At 40.4% G+C, this 21,226-nt stretch carries 16 protein-coding genes and 2 pseudogenes; 9 read left to right on the forward strand and 9 right to left on the reverse strand.

The window, feature by feature from the left end; genetic code table 11:
- Positions 1–4 precede the first annotated feature (4 nt).
- Complete coding sequence (locus FJR11_RS14870; protein WP_168504987.1) at positions 5–853, reverse strand: M28 family peptidase; 849 nt, start codon at positions 851–853, stop codon at positions 5–7.
- A gap of 273 nt (positions 854–1,126) precedes the next feature.
- On the opposite strand from FJR11_RS14870, the gene dnaK reads away from it, so the two are divergent.
- From dnaK to htpG, 3 genes are all read left to right on the forward strand, one after another.
- On the forward strand, positions 1,127–3,184 hold the full coding sequence (gene dnaK, locus FJR11_RS14875; RefSeq protein WP_168504989.1) for a molecular chaperone DnaK: 2,058 nt from the start codon (positions 1,127–1,129) through the stop codon (positions 3,182–3,184).
- 140 nt (positions 3,185–3,324) lie between these two features.
- Entirely contained in the window at positions 3,325–4,320 is a 996-nt protein-coding gene (locus FJR11_RS14880; RefSeq protein WP_168504991.1) for a DnaJ C-terminal domain-containing protein, read from the forward strand.
- A 236-nt stretch (positions 4,321–4,556) separates the two neighbouring features.
- Complete coding sequence (htpG, locus tag FJR11_RS14885; RefSeq protein WP_168504993.1) at positions 4,557–6,524, forward strand: molecular chaperone HtpG; 1,968 nt, start codon at positions 4,557–4,559, stop codon at positions 6,522–6,524.
- Positions 6,525–6,576: 52 nt separating this feature from the next.
- On the opposite strand, the gene FJR11_RS14890 is transcribed toward htpG, so the two are convergent.
- The 4 genes and pseudogenes from FJR11_RS14890 to FJR11_RS14905 form a co-directional block, all read right to left on the reverse strand.
- Positions 6,577–6,828 (reverse strand): BrnA antitoxin family protein, encoded by a 252-nt coding sequence (locus FJR11_RS14890; protein WP_015080241.1) that lies wholly within the window; start codon positions 6,826–6,828, stop codon positions 6,577–6,579.
- Positions 6,803–7,054: pseudogene (locus tag FJR11_RS14895) on the reverse strand (BrnT family toxin); the annotation flags it as partial. The pseudogene FJR11_RS14895 and the gene FJR11_RS14890, both read right to left, overlap by 26 nt.
- A 99-nt stretch (positions 7,055–7,153) precedes the next feature.
- Positions 7,154–8,731: a reverse transcriptase domain-containing protein gene (locus FJR11_RS14900; RefSeq protein ID WP_168504995.1), complete on the reverse strand. Its 1,578-nt coding sequence runs from the start codon at positions 8,729–8,731 to the stop codon at positions 7,154–7,156.
- 119 nt (positions 8,732–8,850) lie between these two features.
- Entirely contained in the window at positions 8,851–9,069 is a 219-nt protein-coding gene (locus FJR11_RS14905) for a hypothetical protein (RefSeq protein WP_168504997.1), read from the reverse strand.
- Between the two features lie 424 nt (positions 9,070–9,493).
- Here FJR11_RS14905 and rpmB point away from each other — a divergent pair, with 424 nt between their 5' ends.
- A complete protein-coding gene (gene rpmB, locus FJR11_RS14910) occupies positions 9,494–9,730 on the forward strand; it encodes a 50S ribosomal protein L28 (protein ID WP_015080243.1) in 237 nt (78 codons plus the stop codon).
- Between the two features lie 99 nt (positions 9,731–9,829).
- Here rpmB and FJR11_RS14915 read toward each other — a convergent pair whose 3' ends face one another.
- Complete coding sequence (locus tag FJR11_RS14915; protein WP_168504999.1) at positions 9,830–10,729, reverse strand: metallophosphoesterase; 900 nt, start codon at positions 10,727–10,729, stop codon at positions 9,830–9,832.
- Positions 10,730–10,811: 82 nt separating this feature from the next.
- On the opposite strand from FJR11_RS14915, the gene FJR11_RS14920 reads away from it, so the two are divergent.
- The 3 genes from FJR11_RS14920 to rppB are packed head-to-tail and all read left to right on the forward strand — an operon-like array spanning position 10,812 to position 13,827.
- Positions 10,812–11,675, forward strand: a complete 864-nt coding sequence (locus FJR11_RS14920) for a hypothetical protein (protein ID WP_168505001.1) — start codon at positions 10,812–10,814, stop codon at positions 11,673–11,675.
- 38 nt (positions 11,676–11,713) lie between these two features.
- Entirely contained in the window at positions 11,714–12,400 is a 687-nt protein-coding gene (gene rppA, locus FJR11_RS14925) for a two-component system response regulator RppA (protein ID WP_168505003.1), read from the forward strand.
- A gap of 17 nt (positions 12,401–12,417) precedes the next feature.
- Positions 12,418–13,827 (forward strand): two-component system sensor histidine kinase RppB, encoded by a 1,410-nt coding sequence (gene rppB, locus FJR11_RS14930; RefSeq protein WP_254444757.1) that lies wholly within the window; start codon positions 12,418–12,420, stop codon positions 13,825–13,827.
- Here the strand turns inward: rppB and FJR11_RS14935 are convergent.
- The 3 genes from FJR11_RS14935 to FJR11_RS14945 all read right to left on the reverse strand — a co-directional run bounded on the left by FJR11_RS14935 (position 13,787) and on the right by FJR11_RS14945 (position 17,031).
- The gene (locus tag FJR11_RS14935; RefSeq protein WP_168505005.1) at positions 13,787–15,088 is read right to left on the reverse strand and encodes a hypothetical protein; all 1,302 of its coding nucleotides are present in this window, start codon (positions 15,086–15,088) and stop codon (positions 13,787–13,789) included. The two genes, rppB and FJR11_RS14935, sit on opposite strands and share 41 nt — an antisense overlap.
- Before the next feature lie 97 nt (positions 15,089–15,185).
- The gene (locus FJR11_RS14940; RefSeq protein WP_254444758.1) at positions 15,186–16,301 is read right to left on the reverse strand and encodes a cysteine synthase family protein; all 1,116 of its coding nucleotides are present in this window, start codon (positions 16,299–16,301) and stop codon (positions 15,186–15,188) included.
- 67 nt (positions 16,302–16,368) lie between these two features.
- Positions 16,369–17,031 (reverse strand): N-acetylmannosamine-6-phosphate 2-epimerase, encoded by a 663-nt coding sequence (locus FJR11_RS14945; protein ID WP_168505007.1) that lies wholly within the window; start codon positions 17,029–17,031, stop codon positions 16,369–16,371.
- Between the two features lie 195 nt (positions 17,032–17,226).
- Between FJR11_RS14945 and cobN the strand changes: the two genes are divergently transcribed.
- Together cobN and FJR11_RS14955 are read left to right on the forward strand one after the other, a co-directional pair.
- Positions 17,227–21,003 (forward strand): cobaltochelatase subunit CobN, encoded by a 3,777-nt coding sequence (gene cobN, locus FJR11_RS14950; RefSeq protein WP_168505009.1) that lies wholly within the window; start codon positions 17,227–17,229, stop codon positions 21,001–21,003.
- A 19-nt stretch (positions 21,004–21,022) separates the two neighbouring features.
- Positions 21,023–21,226, forward strand: a pseudogene (locus FJR11_RS14955) (cell wall-binding protein); the annotation flags it as partial.

Consider the following 21,226-nt stretch of genomic DNA (forward strand, 5'->3'; position numbering starts at 1 on the left):
TTAGTTAAAACCCCCTAATTCCTATTTCCAAACCCTCACATACACCCGTAAGAAAATCTAAATCCAAAGTGGCAATAGTATCACTTGGCTTGTGATAATGGGGATTTCGCATAAACGCCGTATCCGTCACCATGATTGCCGGATAACCCTGATCCCAAAAAGGTGCATGATCACTTAAGCGAGTTTGGGGAACTAACAAACCCCGATTTGGTGCTGGTAGCCATTGACTATTTATACTGGATTGCCTGATACTACGACTTAAACTAATTAAATCACCCAAAGTCCGCAAATTGCCAATTAAAGCAATAAAATCACCGCGATTTGGGTAAAAAAATTGTAGAGGAAAAGGGTATTTTTGAGAACCAGGAGTAGAATCTCGATATCCCAACATTTCCAAAGATATCATCAAGCGAAGAGGTTGCTTTTGTTCGCGCAACAAAGCTGCATAATCAGCACTACCCAACAACCCATATTCTTCCATATCAAAAGCCACCAACCGCAAAGGATATCTAGCGGGTTTTTCGGCGAAAATTCTGGCAAATTCTAATAAAACCGCCACACCCGTTGCATTATCATCAGCCGCAACAGTTCCCAACACACCATCATAGTGAGCGCCAATTAAAATAGGTGGTAAATCTGCCTTTTGTTTTGTGGTTGCAGCGGGTAAATTTAAAATCAAGTTTTTACAGCTTTTACCTCTGACTTCAAAGGTGTGGATTTCCACACTTCCCCATTGTCCCAATTGCTGGCGAATGTATTCTTGAACAAAGAAATGCGCCGCACTTTCCATATAAGGATTACGTTCTCTCGCTACTTCCTGAAGATGGGTTTCTAACCGCTGTTTTAAATTCAAAGTGGATAAAAATAATATGTAATGGGCAAGAGTAAAGATAAATATTTCCTTTTCCAACTGACCACTGACCACTGACCACTGACCACTGACAATTGACTGAAAATGCTATCCTAGTTTAGCAAGTAGCAGTGCTGTTGCTAAAATGCCTCTAATTCCTGATTTAATGATGACTATTATATTATTGGATTGTTGACCTGATTTAGCACCAAGCTAAAAGCAGTATTATTATATCATTATAAATTTACAAAACACGCAACAGGAGACGAGTAACGCATGGGCAAGGTAGTTGGCATCGACTTGGGTACAACCAACTCAGTAGTCGCCGTCATGGAGGGTGGCAAGCCGGTGGTGATTGCCAATGCAGAAGGAATGCGAACAACCCCCTCCGTCGTTGGCTTTAGTAAAGAAGGTGAAAGGGTTGTGGGGCAAATGGCCAGACGGCAAACCGTCCTTAATCCCCAAAATACCTTTTTTGCGGTGAAACGCTTCATTGGGCGCAAGTATGGCGAATTAAACCCAGATTCTAAGCGTGTTCCTTACACTATTCGCAAAGATGAAATTGGCAATATTAAAGTTGCCTGTCCCCGGCTGAATAAGGAATTTTCCCCAGAAGAAATTTCGGCCATGGTGCTGAAAAAATTAGCTGATGATGCTAGTCGTTATTTAGGTGAACCTGTTACCGGGGCTGTAATTACTGTTCCGGCTTATTTTAATGATTCCCAACGCCAAGCTACCCGTGACGCGGGCAGAATTGCCGGTTTAGATGTTTTACGGATTCTCAACGAACCCACAGCGGCATCTTTGGCTTACGGATTAGATCGAGGTTATACAGAAACTATTCTCGTGTTTGATTTGGGTGGGGGAACTTTTGATGTTTCCCTGCTAGATGTGGGTGACGGCGTATTTGAGGTTAAATCTACCAGTGGAGATACTCAACTTGGTGGTAATGATTTTGACCGAAAAGTAGTTGATTGGTTGGCGGAACAGTTTTTAGAAGCAGAAGGTGTAGATTTAAGACGCGATCGCCAAGCTTTGCAACGGTTAATGGAAGCCGCAGAAAAGGCTAAAATTGAGCTTTCTGCCGTCAGTGTCACCGATATTAATTTACCCTTCATTACCGCCACAGAGGACGGGCCAAAACACCTAGAAACTCGCCTGACGCGATCGCAATTTGAAGGTTTATGTATAGACTTACTCAGCAGATTAAGAACACCTGTCAAACGGGCATTAAAAGATGCCGGACTTTCTCCTGTAGATATTGAAGAAGTCGTATTAGTTGGTGGTTCTACGAGAATGCCCATGGTGAAACAGCTAGTTCAAGACTTAATTGGCATTGAACCCAACGAAAACGTCAATCCTGATGAAGTCGTCGCTATTGGTGCAGCGATTCAGGGCAGCATTCTCGCTGGGGAACTTAAAGATATTCTCCTCTTAGATGTCACACCCCTATCTATGGGCTTAGAAACTATCGGTGGTGTGATGAAAAAACTCATCCCCCGGAATACAACTATCCCCGTGCGTCGTTCTGACATTTTTTCTACTTCGGAAAATAACCAAAATAGCGTAGAAATCAATGTGGTTCAGGGTGAAAGGGACATGGCCACAGATAACAAATCCTTGGGACGGTTTAAACTCTATGGCATTCCTCCCGCACCCAGGGGCATTCCCCAAGTGCAAGTATCTTTTGATATTGATGCTAATGGGATTTTACAGGTAACAGCCCTAGATCGGACTACTGGCAGAGAACAAAGCATTACTATTCAAGGCGCTTCTACTTTAAGTGAGTCAGAAGTTAACCGCATGATTCAGGATGCCGAAAAATACGCCGATGTTGATAGAGAAAGGAAGGAACGAGTTGAAAAACGTACCCGCGCCGAAGCGTTAATACTACAAGCAGAACGACAACTGCGAGAAGTAGCTTTGGAAATGGGAATGCAATTTGCCCGTAACCGTCGTCAACGCATTGATAATATTTGCCGGAATTTACGAGAAAGTTTACAAGCTGACGAAGATCGGGGGATTGATCAGGCTTATGCTGATTTACAAGATGCTCTGTATGAACTGAATAGAGAAGTCCGTCAGTATTATGCTGAGGATGAAGATGAAGATTTATTTGGTGCTATCCGTGACATCTTTGTGGGTGAAAAAGAAAAAGAACCGGAACGGGATGTTTACAGAGATAACTATCGGCAACGAGACTCTTCTAACCGAGGTGTTAACAGGGATTATGGTAGGGAAAATCAAAATCGTTCTCCCAATTATGAACGTCCCACTCGTAGCAAACGCCCCAGCTATCAGGATAACTGGGATGATGACGATGATTGGTTATAATTCGATTTTAGATTTTAGATTAACTATATTTGATCTACATTCAAAAATCTTTCCCAATATTTGATTTGCAGGGTCAGTCATAAGTAGAAGCGCAACTGACAACTGACCACTGACCACTGACAACTAACATTTAACAGATTATGCAAAATTTGCAGAACTTTCGGGATTATTACGAGATTTTAGGGGTTTCTAAAGATGCCACCAGTGAAGAAATCAAGAAGGTTTATCGGCGTTTAGCTAGGCAATATCACCCTGATCTTAATCCTGGAAATAAGGAAGCTGAGGAGAAATTTAAAACCATTGGTGAGGCTTACGAAATCCTTTCCGATTCTAGCAGGCGATCGCAATATGACCAATTTAGCCGCTATTGGCAACAAAACGGCTTTGCTGGCAACAAACAAACTCCCAAGCCTAAAGGTTGGGATAACCGCGCTAACGCTCGTTCTAGTCAAGAAGTAGACCCCAGCCAATTCAACGATTTTGAAAGTTTTGTTAATCAAGTAATTGGTGTCAGCAACCGCAAAGATCCCAAAAGTAGTCCGGGAAGTACCAGCACTAGCGACCCCTTTCGCAGTCCCAGAACCAAAGTTGCCTATACAGTCAATACCCCACCCCGTGCCACCCGTCGGGATATAGAAGCTAGATTAACCTTACCTTTAGAAAAAGCTTATCAAGGTGGTAATGAGAGAATTCGCTTAGAAGATGGACGTTCTCTCGAAGTGACTATGCCCCCAGCTATGGTAACAGGTCAAACTATCCGCTTGCGAAATCAAGGAATTAGTGGTGGTGATTTATACTTAAAAATTACCGTTGATCCTCATCCTTTGTTTAAACTAGAAGGTACTAATATCTTCTGTCAAGTTCCTGTAACTCCCAGTGAAGCAACTTTAGGCGGACAAGTCGAAGCACCTACCCTTGATGGACCAGTAAAAATGACCATTCCTGCTGGTGTTAGGTCTGGACAAAGATTCCGTCTTGGTAATAAAGGCTACCCCGGCGAAACCGGTCAACGTGGTGATCAATTAGTGGAAATTCAGATAGTAACTCCCAAAAATATTACAGCCCAAGAACGGGAACTTTATGAAAAATTGCGGGAAATAGAAACTTTTAAACCTCGCGCTGATTTGTTAGGTTAACAATCAAATAACACTCCCCGGTGTGAAAAATCCTGTGAAAATTCAGGATCTTTCCCCCTTATGAACTTGCAAAAACTATATATAAACTGATTGTCTCTACTCTCCAGCAAAAAGTCACCACAGGTGGTAGTGTAATCCGAATCATAATGAAGAGGTATTCCTGACCCCAAAAGAGATAAAATCACCGAGAATTGATTTTCAGAATATATATCTGCAAGTAAAACCGACGGATAACTATGTTAGAACAAGGCAATATCAGTATTCATACCGATAATATTTTCCCGATTATCAAGAAGTCTCTTTACTCAGATCATCAAATCTTCTTGCGGGAACTGGTATCCAACGGGGTAGACGCTATCCAAAAGTTAAACATGGTATCCCGCGCTGGGGAATACAATGGCGAAATTGGCGAACCCGAAATTACAATTACCATTGATAAGGATAATAAAACCCTCTCCATTAGTGATAATGGGATTGGAATGACAGCAGAGGAAGTAAAAAAATATATTAACCAAGTTGCTTTCTCCAGTGCTGAAGAATTTATTACAAAGTATGAAGGTAAGGCAGACCAACCAATTATCGGTCATTTCGGTTTAGGTTTCTACTCCTCCTTCATGGTGGCAAAACAAGTAGAAATTGATACTCTATCTTACCAAGAAGGCGCACAAGCTGTGCGTTGGAGTTGTGATGGTTCACCTAAATTTGTTTTAAATGAATCTTCTCGGACCACTCGCGGAACTACTATTATCCTCACCTTAGAAGGGGAAGAAGAGGAATTTTTAGAACCAGCACGGATTCAGAATCTTGTCAAGACTTATTGCGATTTCATGTCAGTTCCCATTAAAATGGATGGGGAAGTTTTAAATAAACAAAAAGCTGCATGGCGTGAATCTCCCAATAATCTCAAAGAAGAAGATTATTTAGAGTTTTACCGCTATTTGTATCCTTTCCAAGAAGAACCCCTGCTATGGGTGCATTTGAATACAGATTATCCTTTTGTCATTAACGGGATTTTGTATTTCCCCAAAATGCGTCCTGATGTAGATGTTACCAAAGGACAAATTAAGTTATTCTGCAATCAAGTGTTTGTGAGTGATAACTGTGAGGAAATTATTCCCCAGTTTTTAATGCCTATGCGGGGGGTAATTGATAGCACTGATATTCCTTTGAATGTATCACGGAGTGCATTACAAGGCGATCGCACTATTAAGAGAATAGGAGATTATATAGCCAAGAAAGTTGGCGATAGACTCAAAGAATTATACCGTGATAACCGCGAACAATACGTAACAGCTTGGAAAGATTTGGGAACATTCGTTAAATTTGGCGTTCTCAACGATGATAAATTCAAAAAACAAGTTGAAGATATTATCATCTTCCGCAGCACAGCCAAATTAGAAGCACCAGTAGCTGAAACCGCAGCCGTTGAAGTCCAATCTTCAGAAGATGATGCGTGGCAAGATGTCACCCCCACAAACACCACCAGCATCCCCTACAGCACCCTGAAAGAATACCTCGAACGCAACAAAGAACGTCACGAAAATAAGGTATTTTATAGCACCGATGGAGCTAGTCAATCCACTTATATTGAACTCCACAAAAATCAAGGCTTAGAAGTCCTATATATGGACTCCTTCATTGATACCCACTTCATTAACTTCCTAGAACAAGAATATCGGGATGTTAAATTTACACGGGTAGACTCTGACCTAGATAATACTCTCCTAGAGGATAAAACCGGCGAAATTGTTGACCCCACCACCAACAAAACCAAAGGAGAAGTCGTTAAAGAAATATTTGAGAAAGCCCTCAACAAGCCAAAACTCAACATTCGTACCGAGTCCCTGAAATCAGACGACCCTCAAGGAACACCACCAGCAATGGTACTCTTACCAGAAATGCTACGTCGTCTGCGAGAAATGAGCGCAATGATGCAGCAACAAAACGCTGAATTTCCTGAAGAACATATTTTACTAATCAATACTGCTCACCCGTTAATTCAAAACCTGGTTAATCTCAGCCAAGGTACTATTATTCAAGGTGATGGTGAATCCACATCCAGCCAATTGGTAAACATGATGTGTCAGCACGTTTATGATTTGGCGCTGATATCTCAAAAAGGCTTTGATGCAGACGGGATGAAATCCTTTGTAGAACGTTCTAATGACGTACTTACCAAGCTAACAGAACAAGCCGGCAAATAAACGGCTAGATGACCGACTTCTCGCAGAAGTCGGTTATAACACTTGATTTTTTTTAGAGGTTTTCTTGATGGTTAATATAAGAACGAAGCACAGTATTAATCATTGATTGATAGCCTTTTCCCTGGTGTTTAAACCATTCTAAAACGTCACTATCTAAGCGAATGGAAATAGCTTTTTTAGTGATAGGTTTCACCATTTTAGCTGTTTTCCAAAAGTTATCGTCTAATTCGGGAATATCGGCGGTATCAATGGCAGAATCTGGGATATTTTGGATTTCTTCAAGACGTTTCGGCGAGATATTCATAGTATTGTCTCCTTTCTTTAGGGGTGGCTTTTCGGGCTGAAATCAGACGAATTTTGCCGTTTCTTTCGGTATGGGCTACAGTGACAACAATAATTCCTTGTATTGCACCAATAGTAATTTCTCTAATTTCTTCATCATAGTCAAATCGTTCATCAATTGACGTAAAAACGATTCCCTGAAAAATTTCTTGTGCTTCCTCAAAGCTAAGTCCATGTTTTTTCTGATTTTGTTGATTTTTAGGTAGAGTCGAGGGGGAATATTATTTCCCGCCCCTCTCTGTTAAATCTGGGCGTGCGACTTTCACCGCACCCAGCTTCCGATGTTCTTAGCTTTCGCTTTTGCTCATGTGTATATAATCGTGGCAGCTTTTATGAATTGCTAGAAGGTTTTTTGGTTTCCAATTGTTATGATTGGCATCAACATGATGAAGATGTACCTTCTCGTCACTGAGCATTTTTAGTCCACAATGACCACATTTATGGTTTTGCCGTTTGAGGGCTTTAGAGGTGTCGTTGTTATAGAGCTTGCTGTTACGCTCGCTCCAATAACTCAAATCTCCGTCGTAGGGCGATTTTTCACCTTTAACATTGATGTGTTTGTTTTCGGAGTGAGGAACTGCCGGGAACGCTTTGTCCAGTGAATGCTTACTGGAGTAGCGATTCTGCTTGGTTTCCCTGTTGAATACCCTGAATGCCCTGTATTGGACGTGGTATAGCGAGTTGCGCGACCCATCCATCTTGCAGTAGCGGTGGTAGTTCCTCCAACCTCTAACTACCGGGGCTAATTTCTTAGCCTTTGTGGCAGCACCATAATTCGAGTTGTTGACGATGAATTTTACTTTCTTGCGAAAAGCTTTGTAGTTGTCCGCTGAGGGAATACATCTAAACTTTCCGTTTTTCTGGACTTTGAAGTGCCAGCCGAGGAAATCAAATCCATCCGTCGTATCGGTTAGCTTTGTCTTTTTCTCGCTGACTTTCATTCCCCGCTCTGCTAGAAACTGACTGATTTTGCCAAGTATTTCTGTAGCATCGTCTTGTGGTCTGAGTATTATTACCATGTCGTCGGCATAGCGGATTGTTGGCTCGATAATATCTTTCCTTGGGGTTTTGTCGGTGATTCTGTAGCTAGATTTCGCATGATATCTATGAATACTTTCAATCCCATTTAAGGCGATGTTGGCTAATAATGGACTTACCACACCACCTTGAGGTGTTCCTTGTTCGGGAAACTCTGGGTTAACTCCAGCTTTGAGACATCGGAATATTCCTTGTCTTATACTATACGGAGCAATGAGTCTGTCCATGATGGCGGAATGGTTTATCCTGTCAAAGCATTTTTCGATATCGAGTTCTATGACTCTTTTATCTATTCCATTGCAGGATGAGCGTAGATTGTTAAACAGGATTTTCTGGGCATCATGCGCCGAGCGTCCTGTTCTAAACCCGTAGCTGTATGCGTGGAAGGTTGCTTCGTGGGCTGGTTCTAATGCGTACTTGACAAGACATTGATAAGCCCTGTCCGCAATAGTGGGGATTTTGAGAATTCGGGTTTTGCCGTCCTTTTTTTTTGGGATAGGTATTTCACGCAGACCCTGGTGTTTCCAGTCGTTGCATTCGGTTCTGAGCTTTTCATTCAGTTGAAACCTTTGCTCAAATGAGAGCGCGGTTTTCCCGTCTATTCCCGCTGTCTTTTTTCCAGTATTTAGCTGTGTTACTTGACGGATAGCCAGTAATCTTGCTGCGGTTGATTTCAGAATCAGTTTTTGTAGGGACTTGGCTTTGCGCTCGTCTCCAACTTGAACCGCTTTGTACACGCGTTTTTGTAGGCGGAATAAGTTACGGCGGAATTTCTTCCAAGGTAACGTCTTCCAGGATTCACTAGAGTTGTCTCTGTGTCTAATCATGCTCTGCGACCAATTTGTGTATTCTGAACACCTCAGACCAATTACGGTCTGTCCTACCCGAATTGAAGGGGATTCCGCTGCTCGTCCAGCCTACTTAGGGTTCGACCGCCCTTAGACCCTCAATCCGTTTTTATTCGTTCCCTCGGTTGATTGTTAGTTCCGTTAGGTGTAGCCATTTCGACCACTGGATTCCCTGGACTCTTGCCGCTATCCGAACAAAATGCGGCGGGGATTAACTCCAGTAGAGTCAGATTTTTAGTGTTGTGTCCTGCTCCTGGATGAGTCGCTTTTTGAGGCTCTGTTTCACCGTGGGAACTCCCCGTTAGCGTCAGTGTCATCTCACAACAGATGTCTGATTACGCCTTCCAGCTTTGACCTCCCGAAACCGAGTCGGGTCATCATGGGCAGGTAGGGAGTCATACCTGAGTCTGGTAGATGGGGCTTGCACCCATATCAGACCGAGAGTTCAACCTTTTTCTATTGCTAGATTGGGTTGGTTAGCTTATGTACGGACTGATTACCGTGATTCAGCTAACAACGAATCGCACTGTTCGTCCCATTCAAATTCCATTAGACCTGTAGATACATTTTGTATATACACTATGGTAACGTTAGTGATAAATGGTAAAGATTAAGATTTTCTAAAAGGTTTGATAATACTTGCCATAATTCCCTAGATACTAGATAATTATTCTTTTTCCCGAACTTGTTGGGATATAATGGAAAGGTTGTCTTTAAATAACACTCTAGGAGATACTTATTATGTCCCGTCGTTGTCAACTAACTGGTAAAAAAGCCAATAACGCTTGTTCCGTTTCCCACTCCAACCGTCACACCAACCGTCTACAACACGTTAATCTGCAAAACAAGCGGGTTTGGTGGGCTGCTGGTAACCGTTGGGTAAAATTGAAACTTTCCACTAAAGCTATCAAAACCTTAGAATTTAAAGGTTTAGACGCAATGGCAAAAGAAGCAGGAATCAACCTCAACCATTACTAAATAGCAGGGAATAGGGAACAGGAAACAGGGGAAGGAAAAGTTTTTTGATTATACTTCTTTTCTTTCTTCTTTCTAACTCCTGACTCCTGACTCCTTTTATTAAACACTTTTTAACTTAATTACACCCCGATCAAAAACGCGATTATTAGTACCAATAGCACTCACTTCCATTCTATCTGCGTACACATCATAGGCCGCAAAACTCAAATCACTTGTGGAATATTCTGTCCATTGAGAACGGCCAACGGGACGATTACCAGCACCCGCACCACAGATTAAATAGGTAGTTCCATCAATAGCGCGAGTTCGTTCATAATTATGTTCATGGCCATTGATATAAAGCTGAACATTATATTTTTTAAACAAAGGAGTAAAGGTTTTAATAAAACTTTTATTATTCCCATAATGACCAGATGAATAAATAGGATGATGACCAAAAACAACTTTCCAAGGGGCTTTACTAAGACTTAATTCCTTCTCTAACCAAATTAATTGATTTTTCCAATCAGCATTACCATTAGTATCTAAAGCAAAAAACTGAACTTTATTTTGACTAAATGTGTAATAACGTCCCTGCATATTAAAACCAGGATATTTAAGTTGATTAACGCCATTATCAGTGCGAATATCATGATTACCTAAACAAGCATGAAACTTGACACCATTTTTTAGTAAAGCTTGATAGGGACGTTCAAAAACTGTATTAATTTTCTCAATTTCGCCATTATTATAGATATTATCACCAGCTAAAACTACTAAATTGTATGGATTTTGCTGATGATAAAAATTCATAGCATTAGCTACAGCATATTGTCCTTTTGTCCCAGTTCCCGTATCAGCAACGGAGACAAAACGCAATAATAAATCTTTTTTGACTGGGTTAGCCGCTATTGCTGATTCTATGAGAGAATTTGTATTTAATAATTTCCCACCCAAAAATCCAGATCCTATGGTACTGATTCCACTTAAAAACAAAAATTGACGGCGTTTAATATTCATAATTCATTAAATGGCACAATAATTGATTATAGTCAAAATATGTTTTCTCTGTTTTTGATTTACTAATTTGGGTAAAAGTTCCATGTCAGGAGAAAAACGTAGAAAACTAAGAAATGAACCCGCAGCTACACTCTACCCAAAAAATCAACCAATTTGGAAAACGACAATTATCCAAGTTTTGCGGGGAACGATTGGTGTTTTAGAAACTACAGTAGTCAAACTGGAGACAGAAACACCCGCTGATACTCAGAAAAAAACTAATTTTTTATCGCGTTGGGATGGCTTTTTAAGGACATTCCGCTTATTTTTACCATCAAATATATCTAACAATGTGTCAGATACGGTTCTGACAGGAATCTTTGCTGTAATTTTTGCGGTGACAATAGGGATAACTACATTTACATTTATTCCTAAATCTGCTGAAGTTGCAACTGTCCCCCCAGTAGAGGAAGTTAACACCCTAACCCCTATTGTAGAACCTACTCCTACTCCAATTGTAGAACCAGAACCTACTCCCACTCCAATTGTAGAACCAGAACCGATACCAACTCCAGTTATAGAACCAGAACCTACTCCCACTCCAGTTATAGAACCAGAACCGATACCAACTCCAGTTAGAGAATTAACACCAGAACAAACTTTACTAGTAGCAATTGAAAATCAGTTTTCAGATATTAGCATTTCTGTGAAGAATATCAAAGACAAAAATATAGTTTCTCAACTAATAAAACCTCTTCAAGCTAATTTCCGTACCAGCGATTTAACTGTAAAAATTAGTGAGATTTGGTACAAATTGGAAAAATCTCAACAGGATAAACTAGCTGCGGAAATATTACAACGTTCTCAAGAACTGAATTTTATCCATTTAGAAGTTGTTGATTCTCAAAAGAAAATAATTGCCCGAAGTCCAGTGGTGGGTAATGAAATGATAATTTTTAACCGATAAAATACGATATATTAAGAATTTACAAAACACTTTTACTTATGCGGTTATTATTAGTTGAAGATGAACATGATTTAGGAAATAGTATTCATAATGCTCTTACCCAGCGTGATTATATAGTAGATTGGGCTGAAGATGGACAAACGGCTTGGGATTATCTGAATACAGTACCACAAAGATATGAAATTGCGATTTTAGATTGGATGTTACCGCAGTTGTCAGGGTTGGAATTATGTAAAAGATTAAGAGGGCAAAAAAATCAATTACCAATTATGCTATTAACAGCTAGAGATAGCATGAATGATCGGGTTACGGGTTTAGATGCGGGTGCAGATGATTACCTTGTTAAACCCTTTGGGATGGAAGAATTATTGGCAAGAGTCAGAGCATTACAAAGAAGATTACCAAATTTCCAACCACCGCAATTACAAATAGGTTCATTAATGTTAGATTATAGTAATTTTTCAGTTGTGAATTTAGGATTAGAAACTTCTTTACCAATTATCCTTACAGCCAAAGAATTTCAACTACTAGAATATTTAATGCAGCATCCTCAACAAATCCTAACTCATGAACAAATTCGCGCTAGATTGTGGGATTTTGAAAGTGATACAGTGAGTAATGTTGTGGCTGCACAAGTGAGATTACTAAGACGCAAATTATTAGAATGTGGTTTTCCTAAAGCTATTGAAACTATGCGAGGCTTTGGTTATCGTTTTTGTGGATAATAAGGGATATTAATTAAATGAACCACGTTCGCGCAGCGTCCCGGAGGGATATAGGAGCGAAGAAAGCGAAGGAAGAAAGGAAGAAGATAGGTAAAATCCAAAATTGGATACCTAATAATTCACTATTTAATAATTCTCGGTTAAAATTAGCTGTTACCTATGCTGGTTTTATGGGTGCAACTTTATTAATATGTGGTTATGTTGCTCATATTGTGATGATTCAAGCTTTTACTCGCACTGTTGATCGAGAATTAGAAGTTTTTGGCAAGGTATTTGAAGACCAATTAAAGACAGAGTTAAAAATTCCTGGAGAACTATCTATTACGACTCAGAAATCTTTACCAGGAATTTGTTTTAAACAACAACCTTGTTTACCAATTAAATCAGAATCAGAGTTACTGGGTTTATTATCAGAAGGATATTATCTCCGGTTTTTAACCCCAGCAGGAGAAGTAATTGCTGCTATTGGTAATAATCCCGATGAGTTTCCCCCTAATCTACAAATTAACCATTCTTACGATATTAAAAATCGCAATGGTGAACTATATCATTTACATTTAATGCCCTTAAAAATCAAAGGGAATCAATTGTGGGGATACTTACAAGTAGGGCGATCTATACAACGATTAAATGACTATATGAATAGTCTACATTGGTTATTAGGATTGGGTGTTCCCTTTTCTATGATCTTAATTGGTGCTGCTGGTTGGTGGTTAGCAGGTTTAGCTATGCGACCAATTGAAAAATCCTATCAACAATTACAAAAATTTACGGCTGACGCGGCACATGAATTAAGAACTCCGATTACATCTTTACAAACAATTGTCGAAACAAATTCAATTAACCCAGAAACCCAAAAAGCTTTGGAGAGACAAATCAAAAGATTAGTAATTTTAACCCAGGATTTGTTATTATTATCTAGGGTAGAAAGTGGTTTACAAGAAGCAAAATGGCAGGAAATTTGTTTAAATGATTTAGTGGCAGATGTGGAAGAAGAATTAATGCCAGTAGCCATGAATGCCCAAGTTTTATTATCTAGTAATATTCCGATTGAATCTTATTTTTATATTCAAGGTAATGAAGGTCAAATTTATAGAATGTTGTTGAATTTAGTTAGTAATGCTATTAAATATACTCCTGAATCTGGGGAAGTAACAATTAATCTGACAACTAATGATCATCAAGGTTTAATTACTATCAAAGATACAGGTATTGGTATTCCTGCTTCAGATATTCCCCATATTTTTGATCGCTTTTATCGAGTTCATGCAGATCGTTCTCGTCATACAGGAGGATCTGGACTAGGTTTAGCTATTGCTTTGGCAATTGTCCAAACTCACAAGGGCAAATTAGAAGTACAAAGTGATGTGAATAATGGCAGTACATTTACTGTGATTTTGCCACTCTTTTCCAAAGTAAACAGCTAATTTCAACTAACATAGATGTAATCATGGCAATAGCAGCGGCCATTGCGCCATTCATGCCCTTGTTAATAGCAAAAGTGGTAATTATTAATAAAGTTCCTGTTCCTAACCAAGTGGATAAATTTACGTGACCTGTGCGATTTTCACTGACTAAAAAACCTTGAATTGCATTTTGTAAAGCCACAAATAATGGCACAATTGCACAAATCAAAAGCACTGGTTTAATACTTTTAGCTAAGGTAAGATCATTACCGATAAAACTTTGAACAATGCGATCGCCTATGGGTGTTAAACTTATTAATAATAGTACAGTCGAACAAGCAGCACCTACGCTGATAGCAAAAGTCAGCAGTTGGCGATCGCTCACTTGATGACGATATTTAATCACCATTTGCTGTACCATACGGGTAGAATTGGCAATTACCAGCACTAACCCCCAAGCCGCAGACCAAGCTGCAATGGCAATTGTCGCATCTTCAGCGCGAGTAAGAATGCTAATTAATATCGCCCTTCCGCCCCAAACCACCATCATCGAATTAGCTAAGGGTAAATAGAACTTCCATACCTGCGTTACATTGCGGGGTAAATTAGGTTGTTCTATTTGTGGTGGTAAAATTGCCCCACTGCGACGGGCAAAAATTGTAACAACGATAGCCTCGACTATCACCCCGCCCATAAGCCCTAAGCCAGCAATTACGCCCCCAGATATTTGGCAGAAAAACCCGGATGTGAGGATTACTGCTAAAGTGAATAACCTGCAAATACTGGCTTTAGCCACAGCACCGGACTGACCATGATAAATTAATAATCCTTGAAAATAACGCCGCCAAGCGATCGCAAATGGCCAACCGCCCATTAGTAATAATACTTGACTAACTGTAGCTAACATTGCAGATGGTATGCCCAACAGACTCACACCGACAAAATTAAATATGATCGGTAGTCCCAACAAACTTAATAAAAAAGTTAATCCTCCACCTACCAATAATGTAAATCGCCACAATGCTTTGCGTGAATTTTGAGAACCAGCTAAAGCATTAGCAGCGTGCAAAATCATAATAATCGGACTTTCAAAAAATATCGCCAAAGATTTAGCAATACCTACAGCCGCTAAGTTATTTTGAGCATCAGGAAGATGAGCTAATGTAGTAGTCATCATCGGATCACCACAAGCCATAGTCACATCACTGAGAGATAAAGGCAAAAATTCCCGCCATAAAGTCCCTAAACTAACTGATTGAGATTGAGGTTCTTGTAATTTCATATCATCACGAAGCTATGTGTGCAAAAAGCGCAAAAATCTAACTTTTAAACTCTTACCCTTTGCGCCTTTGCGCCTCTGCGTGAGAAAATTATCTTGATCACTCTTGACTCCTACCGACAATATCCAATGGTACAGGCAGAAGATTAGCAATTGCTGTCGTTAAATTGCTATTTTCCAGAATAGTAATTTCCTGTGCTGTTAACCAATCGGCATTGTAAACTGTTTCTAAATACCTATCGCCCCGGTCAGGGTTAAGTAGTAACATAGTTTGAGGTGTAGTAAATCTTTGAGTATCAGCTAAAGCAGCAGCGACAATTGCACCAGTGGAAGCACCTAAAAGCATACCTTCCTGTTTAGCCAAACCATGACAAACAGAAAACGCCAAACCATCATCCACGCTATAAGCCGCGTCTAACATTTGCGGGTCAAAATTGGGGGGAACGAAAGATAAACCCAGTCCAGTCATCTTATAGGGGTGTCTGGGAGTCCCAAAAATTGCCGATCCTGCCACATCTACACCGATAATTCTTGTTTGGGGATAATACCGTTTAAAATAGCGACTGATACCGCCTAACTGTCCGGCTGTACTGACTCCAATCACTATAGCATCCGGCGCACCGCCAAAAGCAGCTTCAATTTCCCGCGCCGTCCAAAGTTCATGGGCATCAGTATTACTAGGATTTTTATGTTGACAGGGATACCAAGCACTAGCAATATTTGCAGCTAATTCCTGGGCTTTTTTCATTCTTGCTACCTGCATTGAACCCTGACTATCAGCCTCACTCAAAGGCACTTCTACCAATTCTGCACCATAAGCAGTAAGCATTCTTCGCATTGTTACAGGGGTTTTGGCATCAATCACAATCATCACCCTGTAACCCTTAGTTGCGCCTACAATTGCTAACCCAATCCCAAAGTTACCAGAACTAGATTCAACAATTGTCCCACCTGGACGCAATAAACCTTGTTTTTCAGCTTCATTCACCAGATAAGCCGCATTTTTTTCCTTAATACTCCCACCAGGATTACAAGATTCCAATTTGAGATATAAATGATGATGTTGACAAGTGCGGTGAATTCGATTTAATCGGACAATGGGAACTTTACCTAATGCTTCTGTCACCGTGGCAAATAGCGGTGATGCTGGTAAACTAGTTTTCAGGGTTAGTTTTGGGGAGCAAGTAACCATCATTAATAGCCAAATACTGTTCATCTCTAAAGATGCCAACCATAAATGAAATAGAGATGAAATCAGTTTAATTTGATGACATAGGAATAACCTATAATGCCGAATTATAAGCTTTAACTAACAAATCAATTCCGGTAATTGCCCCACCAACAACAACTGCATTAGCCCCTAAATCTAAAGCTTTTTTTGCCATTTCTGGGGAAGAAATACCCCCTTCACAAATCACAAAAGTATCGAGATTTTCTATAATTTGCGTGAGTAATTCCCAACCAGGAGGAGAGAAATTTTTAGTTTCCGCAGTATAACCAAATAGAGTAGTTCCCACAATATCTGCACCTGCATTTACAGCTAATTGTGCAGCCTCGAAAGTATCTACATCTGCCATAACTGGCTTATTTAATTGCTGATGAATCAGAGTAATAATATCTGCTAACTTTTCATCTTCAGGACGATTTCTAGTAGTAGCATCTATAGCAATAATATCTGCACCTGCTTCAGCCACAGCAACAGCATGATGAAACTGTGGTGTAATATAAACATCAGAACCAGTGATTACTTGTTTCCACAGGCCGATAATCGGAACTTGGACTTTTTCCCGCACAGCTTGAATATGACTGGGAGTGTCAATTCTCACGGCTACAGCCCCATTATTGACTGCGGCTTTTGCCATTGCCGCAATTACATAAGGATCATGTAATGGAGAATTTACAGGTGCTTGACAGGAAACAATTAATCCTTTTGGTAAATTAATCATGTTTTATTTTTAATTGTAAATTAACATTGGAGATAAAGAACATTTGGTGGAATAACTTTGTGATAGTTGTTATAGAATAAGATTTCAAGAATAATTAAACGCAGATGAACGCAAATGAACGCAGATAAGAATGGATTAGTCTAGTTGTTAAAATTGAAATTCCATTGACAAATCACCAATTATTAATTACTAATTATGCACAGAATCAGCGCCACACCAGGCGGATTAAATCAGTCAGAAGGTTTATTTTTCCTCGAACAAACTCCTGCCCCTTTTGTATTGATTACAGCAGCGGATACTGATATTCAAACACTAGCCGCTGTAGTTCCCAAATTACCTAGTCAATTTCCTGAACTCCGAGTAGCTAACTTATTACAACTACAGCAACAAATAAGTATAGATGCTTATGGTGAACAAGTTTTAGAATCTGCCCAAATAATTGTGCTTCGTCTCATAGGAGGCAGTTCCTACTGGGCTTATGGCTTAGAAGTTGTCCAGGAAATTGTACAACGTAATGGCACAACTTTGATTGTGATGCCAGGAGATGATGGATTTGATCCTGATCTTATTTCCAAATCTACAGTTTCTGAAAAAATTGTTCAGAAAATTTGGCAATACTTTCAAGAAGGTGGTACAGAAAATTTCCTCAACGCGTTGCAATTTATCACTGATACAGTCCTATCAACAGCATTTAATCCACCAGCACCCCAATCTGTTCCCCGCGTGGGATTGTATGAGAGGAAGTCAGTAGGGGCGGGGTTTCCCCGCCCTCATAGGAGTCAGCCTAAAGTTGGTATTTTGTTTTATCGCGCTCATTATTTAGCAGGAAATACCAGAGTTATTGATGCTTTGTGTAATGCTTTAATCGAGAAAAATTTACAACCTGTACCTGTTTTTGTTTCTTCATTACGTGAACCTGGTGTAAGTGAGCAATTATGTGAATTGTTTGCAGCTAAAGATGATGATTATCATGTTAGTTTATTAATGAATACCACCAGTTTTTCCCTAGCAAGTTTAGAAACAGAAACACCACAAACTGAACTTTGGGAAAAATTAAATGTTCCTGTTTTGCAAGTAATTCTTTGCGCTAGTTCCGTTGAACAATGGGAATCACAATCACAAGGTTTAACACCCCGTGATATGGCGATAAATGTGGCATTACCAGAAGTAGACGGGCGAATTATTAGCCGGGCTGTGTCTTTCAAAACTTTGCAAACTCGGAATAATCAACTAGAAACCGATGTCGTAGTTTATGAACCCGTGAGCGATCGCATTGAATTTGTCGCCCAACTGGCTGCAAACTGGGTACGATTGCGGGTAAAACCGCCCCAAGAACGCCGCATAGCCCTAATTTTAGCAAATTACCCCAACACCAACGGCAGGCTTGCCAACGGCGTAGGATTGGACACTCCCGCCAGTTGTGTAGAAATTCTCAAAGCCTTAAAATTAGCTGGTTATGAACTAGAAAATATTCCCGAAACTGGAGACGAATTAATTCAAATTCTCACATCTAGCGTTACCAATGATCCAGAAGGAAAAGATTGGAAACCAATAAACCAAAGTTTATCAGCAGCAGAATATCAAAAATATTTTGCCACCTTACCAGGAATAATCCAAAAAGAAATTATTGAACGTTGGGGAAAACCAACTTTAGATTCAGTCCAAAATTGGGCAATTTCTGGAATTCAATTTGGTAATATTTTCGTCGGTATTCAACCATCAAGAGGTTATGATCTCGACCCTAGTTTAAATTATCATGCTCCAGATTTAGAACCAACTCATAATTATTTAGCCTTTTATTATTGGGTAAGAGAATCTTTTAATGCTGATGCCATAGTTCATGTCGGCAAACATGGTAACTTAGAATGGCTACCGGGGAAAAGTGTGGCTTTATCTAATACTTGTTATCCAGAAATTGCCTTCGGACCAATGCCCCATTTATATCCATTTATTGTTAATGATCCCGGTGAAGGTTCACAGGCAAAAAGACGCGCCCAAGCCGTAATAATTGATCATTTAACCCCACCAATGACCCGCGCCCAATTATATGGAGGATTGCAACAAGTAGAAAACCTAATTGATGAATATTACGAAGCCGAAAGTTTAGATCCTTCCCGTTTACCAACAATAAGAGATCGCATACAAGAACTCGTTATTAAAGAAAACCTATATAAAGACTTAGGAATTACCAACCCCAAAGACATCGCTAACTTTGAAACCTTAATCTTAAATTCCCTAGACGGTTACTTGTGCGAACTCAAAGAAGCCCAAATCCGTGACGGCTTACACATATTCGGTCAATGTCCCCAAGGAACACAACTGCGAGACCTCATAGTAGCCATCGCCCGCATCCCCAACCGCCATTATATCGGCATTACCCGCGCCATTGCCAAACAATGGAACATAGACATAGACCCCCTCACCGACGACCTCTCAACCCCCCTCTCTGAGCCTCTGCGCCTCTGCGAGAGACTTAAATCCTGTCACATCATCGGCGATGTCGTCGAACTGCTAGAAGCAGAAGCCGCCCACTTAGTAGAACAAATAATAGATAACCAAGTAGGGGCGGGGTTTCCCCGCCCTCATTTAAATTGGATCAGTGACAAACTCCTCCCAGCCCTACAAAAAACCAGCGAAGAAACCACCAACCTATTACGGGGACTTGATGGCAAATACGTTCCCAGCGGTGCTTCCGGCGCACCCACACGCGGCCGCCCCGAAGTCCTGCCCACAGGTAAAAACTTTTACGCCGTTGATATTCGCGCCATTCCCACAGAAACCGCCTGGGATATTGGCAGAAAAGCCGCTGAAACTCTCATTGAAACCTACACCCAAGAACACGGAGAATATCCCAAAACCCTGGGTTTATCCGTGTGGGGAACAGCTACCATGCGGACTGGTGGTGATGATATAGCCGAAGCTTTAGCTTTACTTGGTGTTCAACCCGTTTGGGATGGTGCAGCGCGACGAGTAGTAGATTTTGAAATTTTACCTTTATCCATTGTTGGTCGTCCCCGCGTGGATGTCACCCTGAGAATTTCTGGCTTTTTCCGGGATGCTTTCCCCAATTTAATCACCTTATTTGATCAAGCTGTGAAAGCGGTTTCAGCTTTAGATGAACCACCAGACCAAAATCCCCTTGCAGATACAGTTCGCAAAGAAACGGATTTATGGACTCAAGAGGGTTTATCTTTAGAAGTAGCAGCCGAGCGATCGCAATATCGTGTCTTTGGTTCAAAACCAGGTGCTTACGGTGCAGGACTCCAAGGCTTAATCGCCGCTCAAAATTGGCAAGATGACAACGATTTAGCCCAAGCTTACATCAATTGGAGTTCTTACCCCTATTCTGGAGAAAATACCAATCCCCAATCCCCAGTCCCCAGTCCCCAGTCCCCAGTCCCCAATTCCGCAGCTTTTGAGCAACGCTTGAAACAAATGCAAATTGTTCTGCATAATCAAGATAACCGAGAACATGATTTACTCGATTCCGATGACTATTATCAATTTCAGGGTGGTTTAACCGCAGCGGTGCGTTCTCTTCAAGGTAAAAATCCTGAAACTTATTTTGGTGATAATTCCAACACATCCCAGCCCAAAGTCCGTCAACTGAGTTCAGAAATTGCCAGGGTTTATCGTTCTCGCGTGGTTAATCCTAAATGGATAGCTGGAGTTATGCGTCACGGTTACAAAGGTGCATTTGAAATGGCGGCAACGGTAGATTTTCTTTTCGCTTATGATGCTACCGCCCAATGTGTTGAAGATTATATGTATCAAGGTGTTGTTGAAGCATATTTAGAAGATGCTGCCGTTTGTGAATTTATCCAAGATAAAAATCCTTGGGCATTACGTGATATTGCGGAAAGACTACTAGAAGCAAATCAGCGCGGTTTATGGCAGGATGTAAGTATACAAACTTTAGAAAATCTCCGCAATTTAGTCCATCAGGCGGAAGCAACTATCGAAGAAAAATAATTTAATTTAGGAAATGAATATGGAAAACCTTGCGTATTTACATTTAGCCTTTGCCAATGAAGACGAAGAAACTACGAAGTTAATAACCCTCAGTTCTTTATTCCAAAAAGCAGCAGCACCAAATTGGCAACTCTTTTCCAGCAATGCGTGGAAATACATGATTCCCCTTGTTCTTACTTTATCTATTCTTAATAGTGTTAGTAGTGTTTTCGCACTCGAAAGC

Source organism: Anabaena sp. UHCC 0187 (assembly GCF_009712035.1).
In the GTDB taxonomy this organism is placed as follows: Bacteria; Cyanobacteriota; Cyanobacteriia; order Cyanobacteriales; family Nostocaceae; genus Dolichospermum.

Excerpts from the sequence above, each read along its gene's own strand:
- rpmB (WP_015080243.1), top strand. The coding sequence starts at position 9,494 with ATGTCCCGTCGTTGTCAACTAACTGGTAAAAAAGCCAATAACGCTTGT.
- rppB (WP_254444757.1), top strand. The coding sequence starts at position 12,418 with ATGAACCACGTTCGCGCAGCGTCCCGGAGGGATATAGGAGCGAAGAAA.
- FJR11_RS14900 (WP_168504995.1), bottom strand. The coding sequence starts at position 8,731 with ATGATTAGACACAGAGACAACTCTAGTGAATCCTGGAAGACGTTACCT.
- FJR11_RS14945 (WP_168505007.1), bottom strand. The coding sequence starts at position 17,031 with ATGATTAATTTACCAAAAGGATTAATTGTTTCCTGTCAAGCACCTGTA.
- rppA (WP_168505003.1), top strand. The coding sequence starts at position 11,714 with ATGCGGTTATTATTAGTTGAAGATGAACATGATTTAGGAAATAGTATT.
- dnaK (WP_168504989.1), top strand. The coding sequence starts at position 1,127 with ATGGGCAAGGTAGTTGGCATCGACTTGGGTACAACCAACTCAGTAGTC.
- FJR11_RS14880 (WP_168504991.1), top strand. The coding sequence starts at position 3,325 with ATGCAAAATTTGCAGAACTTTCGGGATTATTACGAGATTTTAGGGGTT.
- FJR11_RS14890 (WP_015080241.1), bottom strand. The coding sequence starts at position 6,828 with ATGAATATCTCGCCGAAACGTCTTGAAGAAATCCAAAATATCCCAGAT.
- FJR11_RS14915 (WP_168504999.1), bottom strand. The coding sequence starts at position 10,729 with ATGAATATTAAACGCCGTCAATTTTTGTTTTTAAGTGGAATCAGTACC.
- htpG (WP_168504993.1), top strand. The coding sequence starts at position 4,557 with ATGTTAGAACAAGGCAATATCAGTATTCATACCGATAATATTTTCCCG.
- FJR11_RS14940 (WP_254444758.1), bottom strand. The coding sequence starts at position 16,301 with ATGAACAGTATTTGGCTATTAATGATGGTTACTTGCTCCCCAAAACTA.
- FJR11_RS14920 (WP_168505001.1), top strand. The coding sequence starts at position 10,812 with ATGTCAGGAGAAAAACGTAGAAAACTAAGAAATGAACCCGCAGCTACA.
- FJR11_RS14905 (WP_168504997.1), bottom strand. The coding sequence starts at position 9,069 with ATGACACTGACGCTAACGGGGAGTTCCCACGGTGAAACAGAGCCTCAA.
- cobN (WP_168505009.1), top strand. The coding sequence starts at position 17,227 with ATGCACAGAATCAGCGCCACACCAGGCGGATTAAATCAGTCAGAAGGT.
- FJR11_RS14935 (WP_168505005.1), bottom strand. The coding sequence starts at position 15,088 with ATGAAATTACAAGAACCTCAATCTCAATCAGTTAGTTTAGGGACTTTA.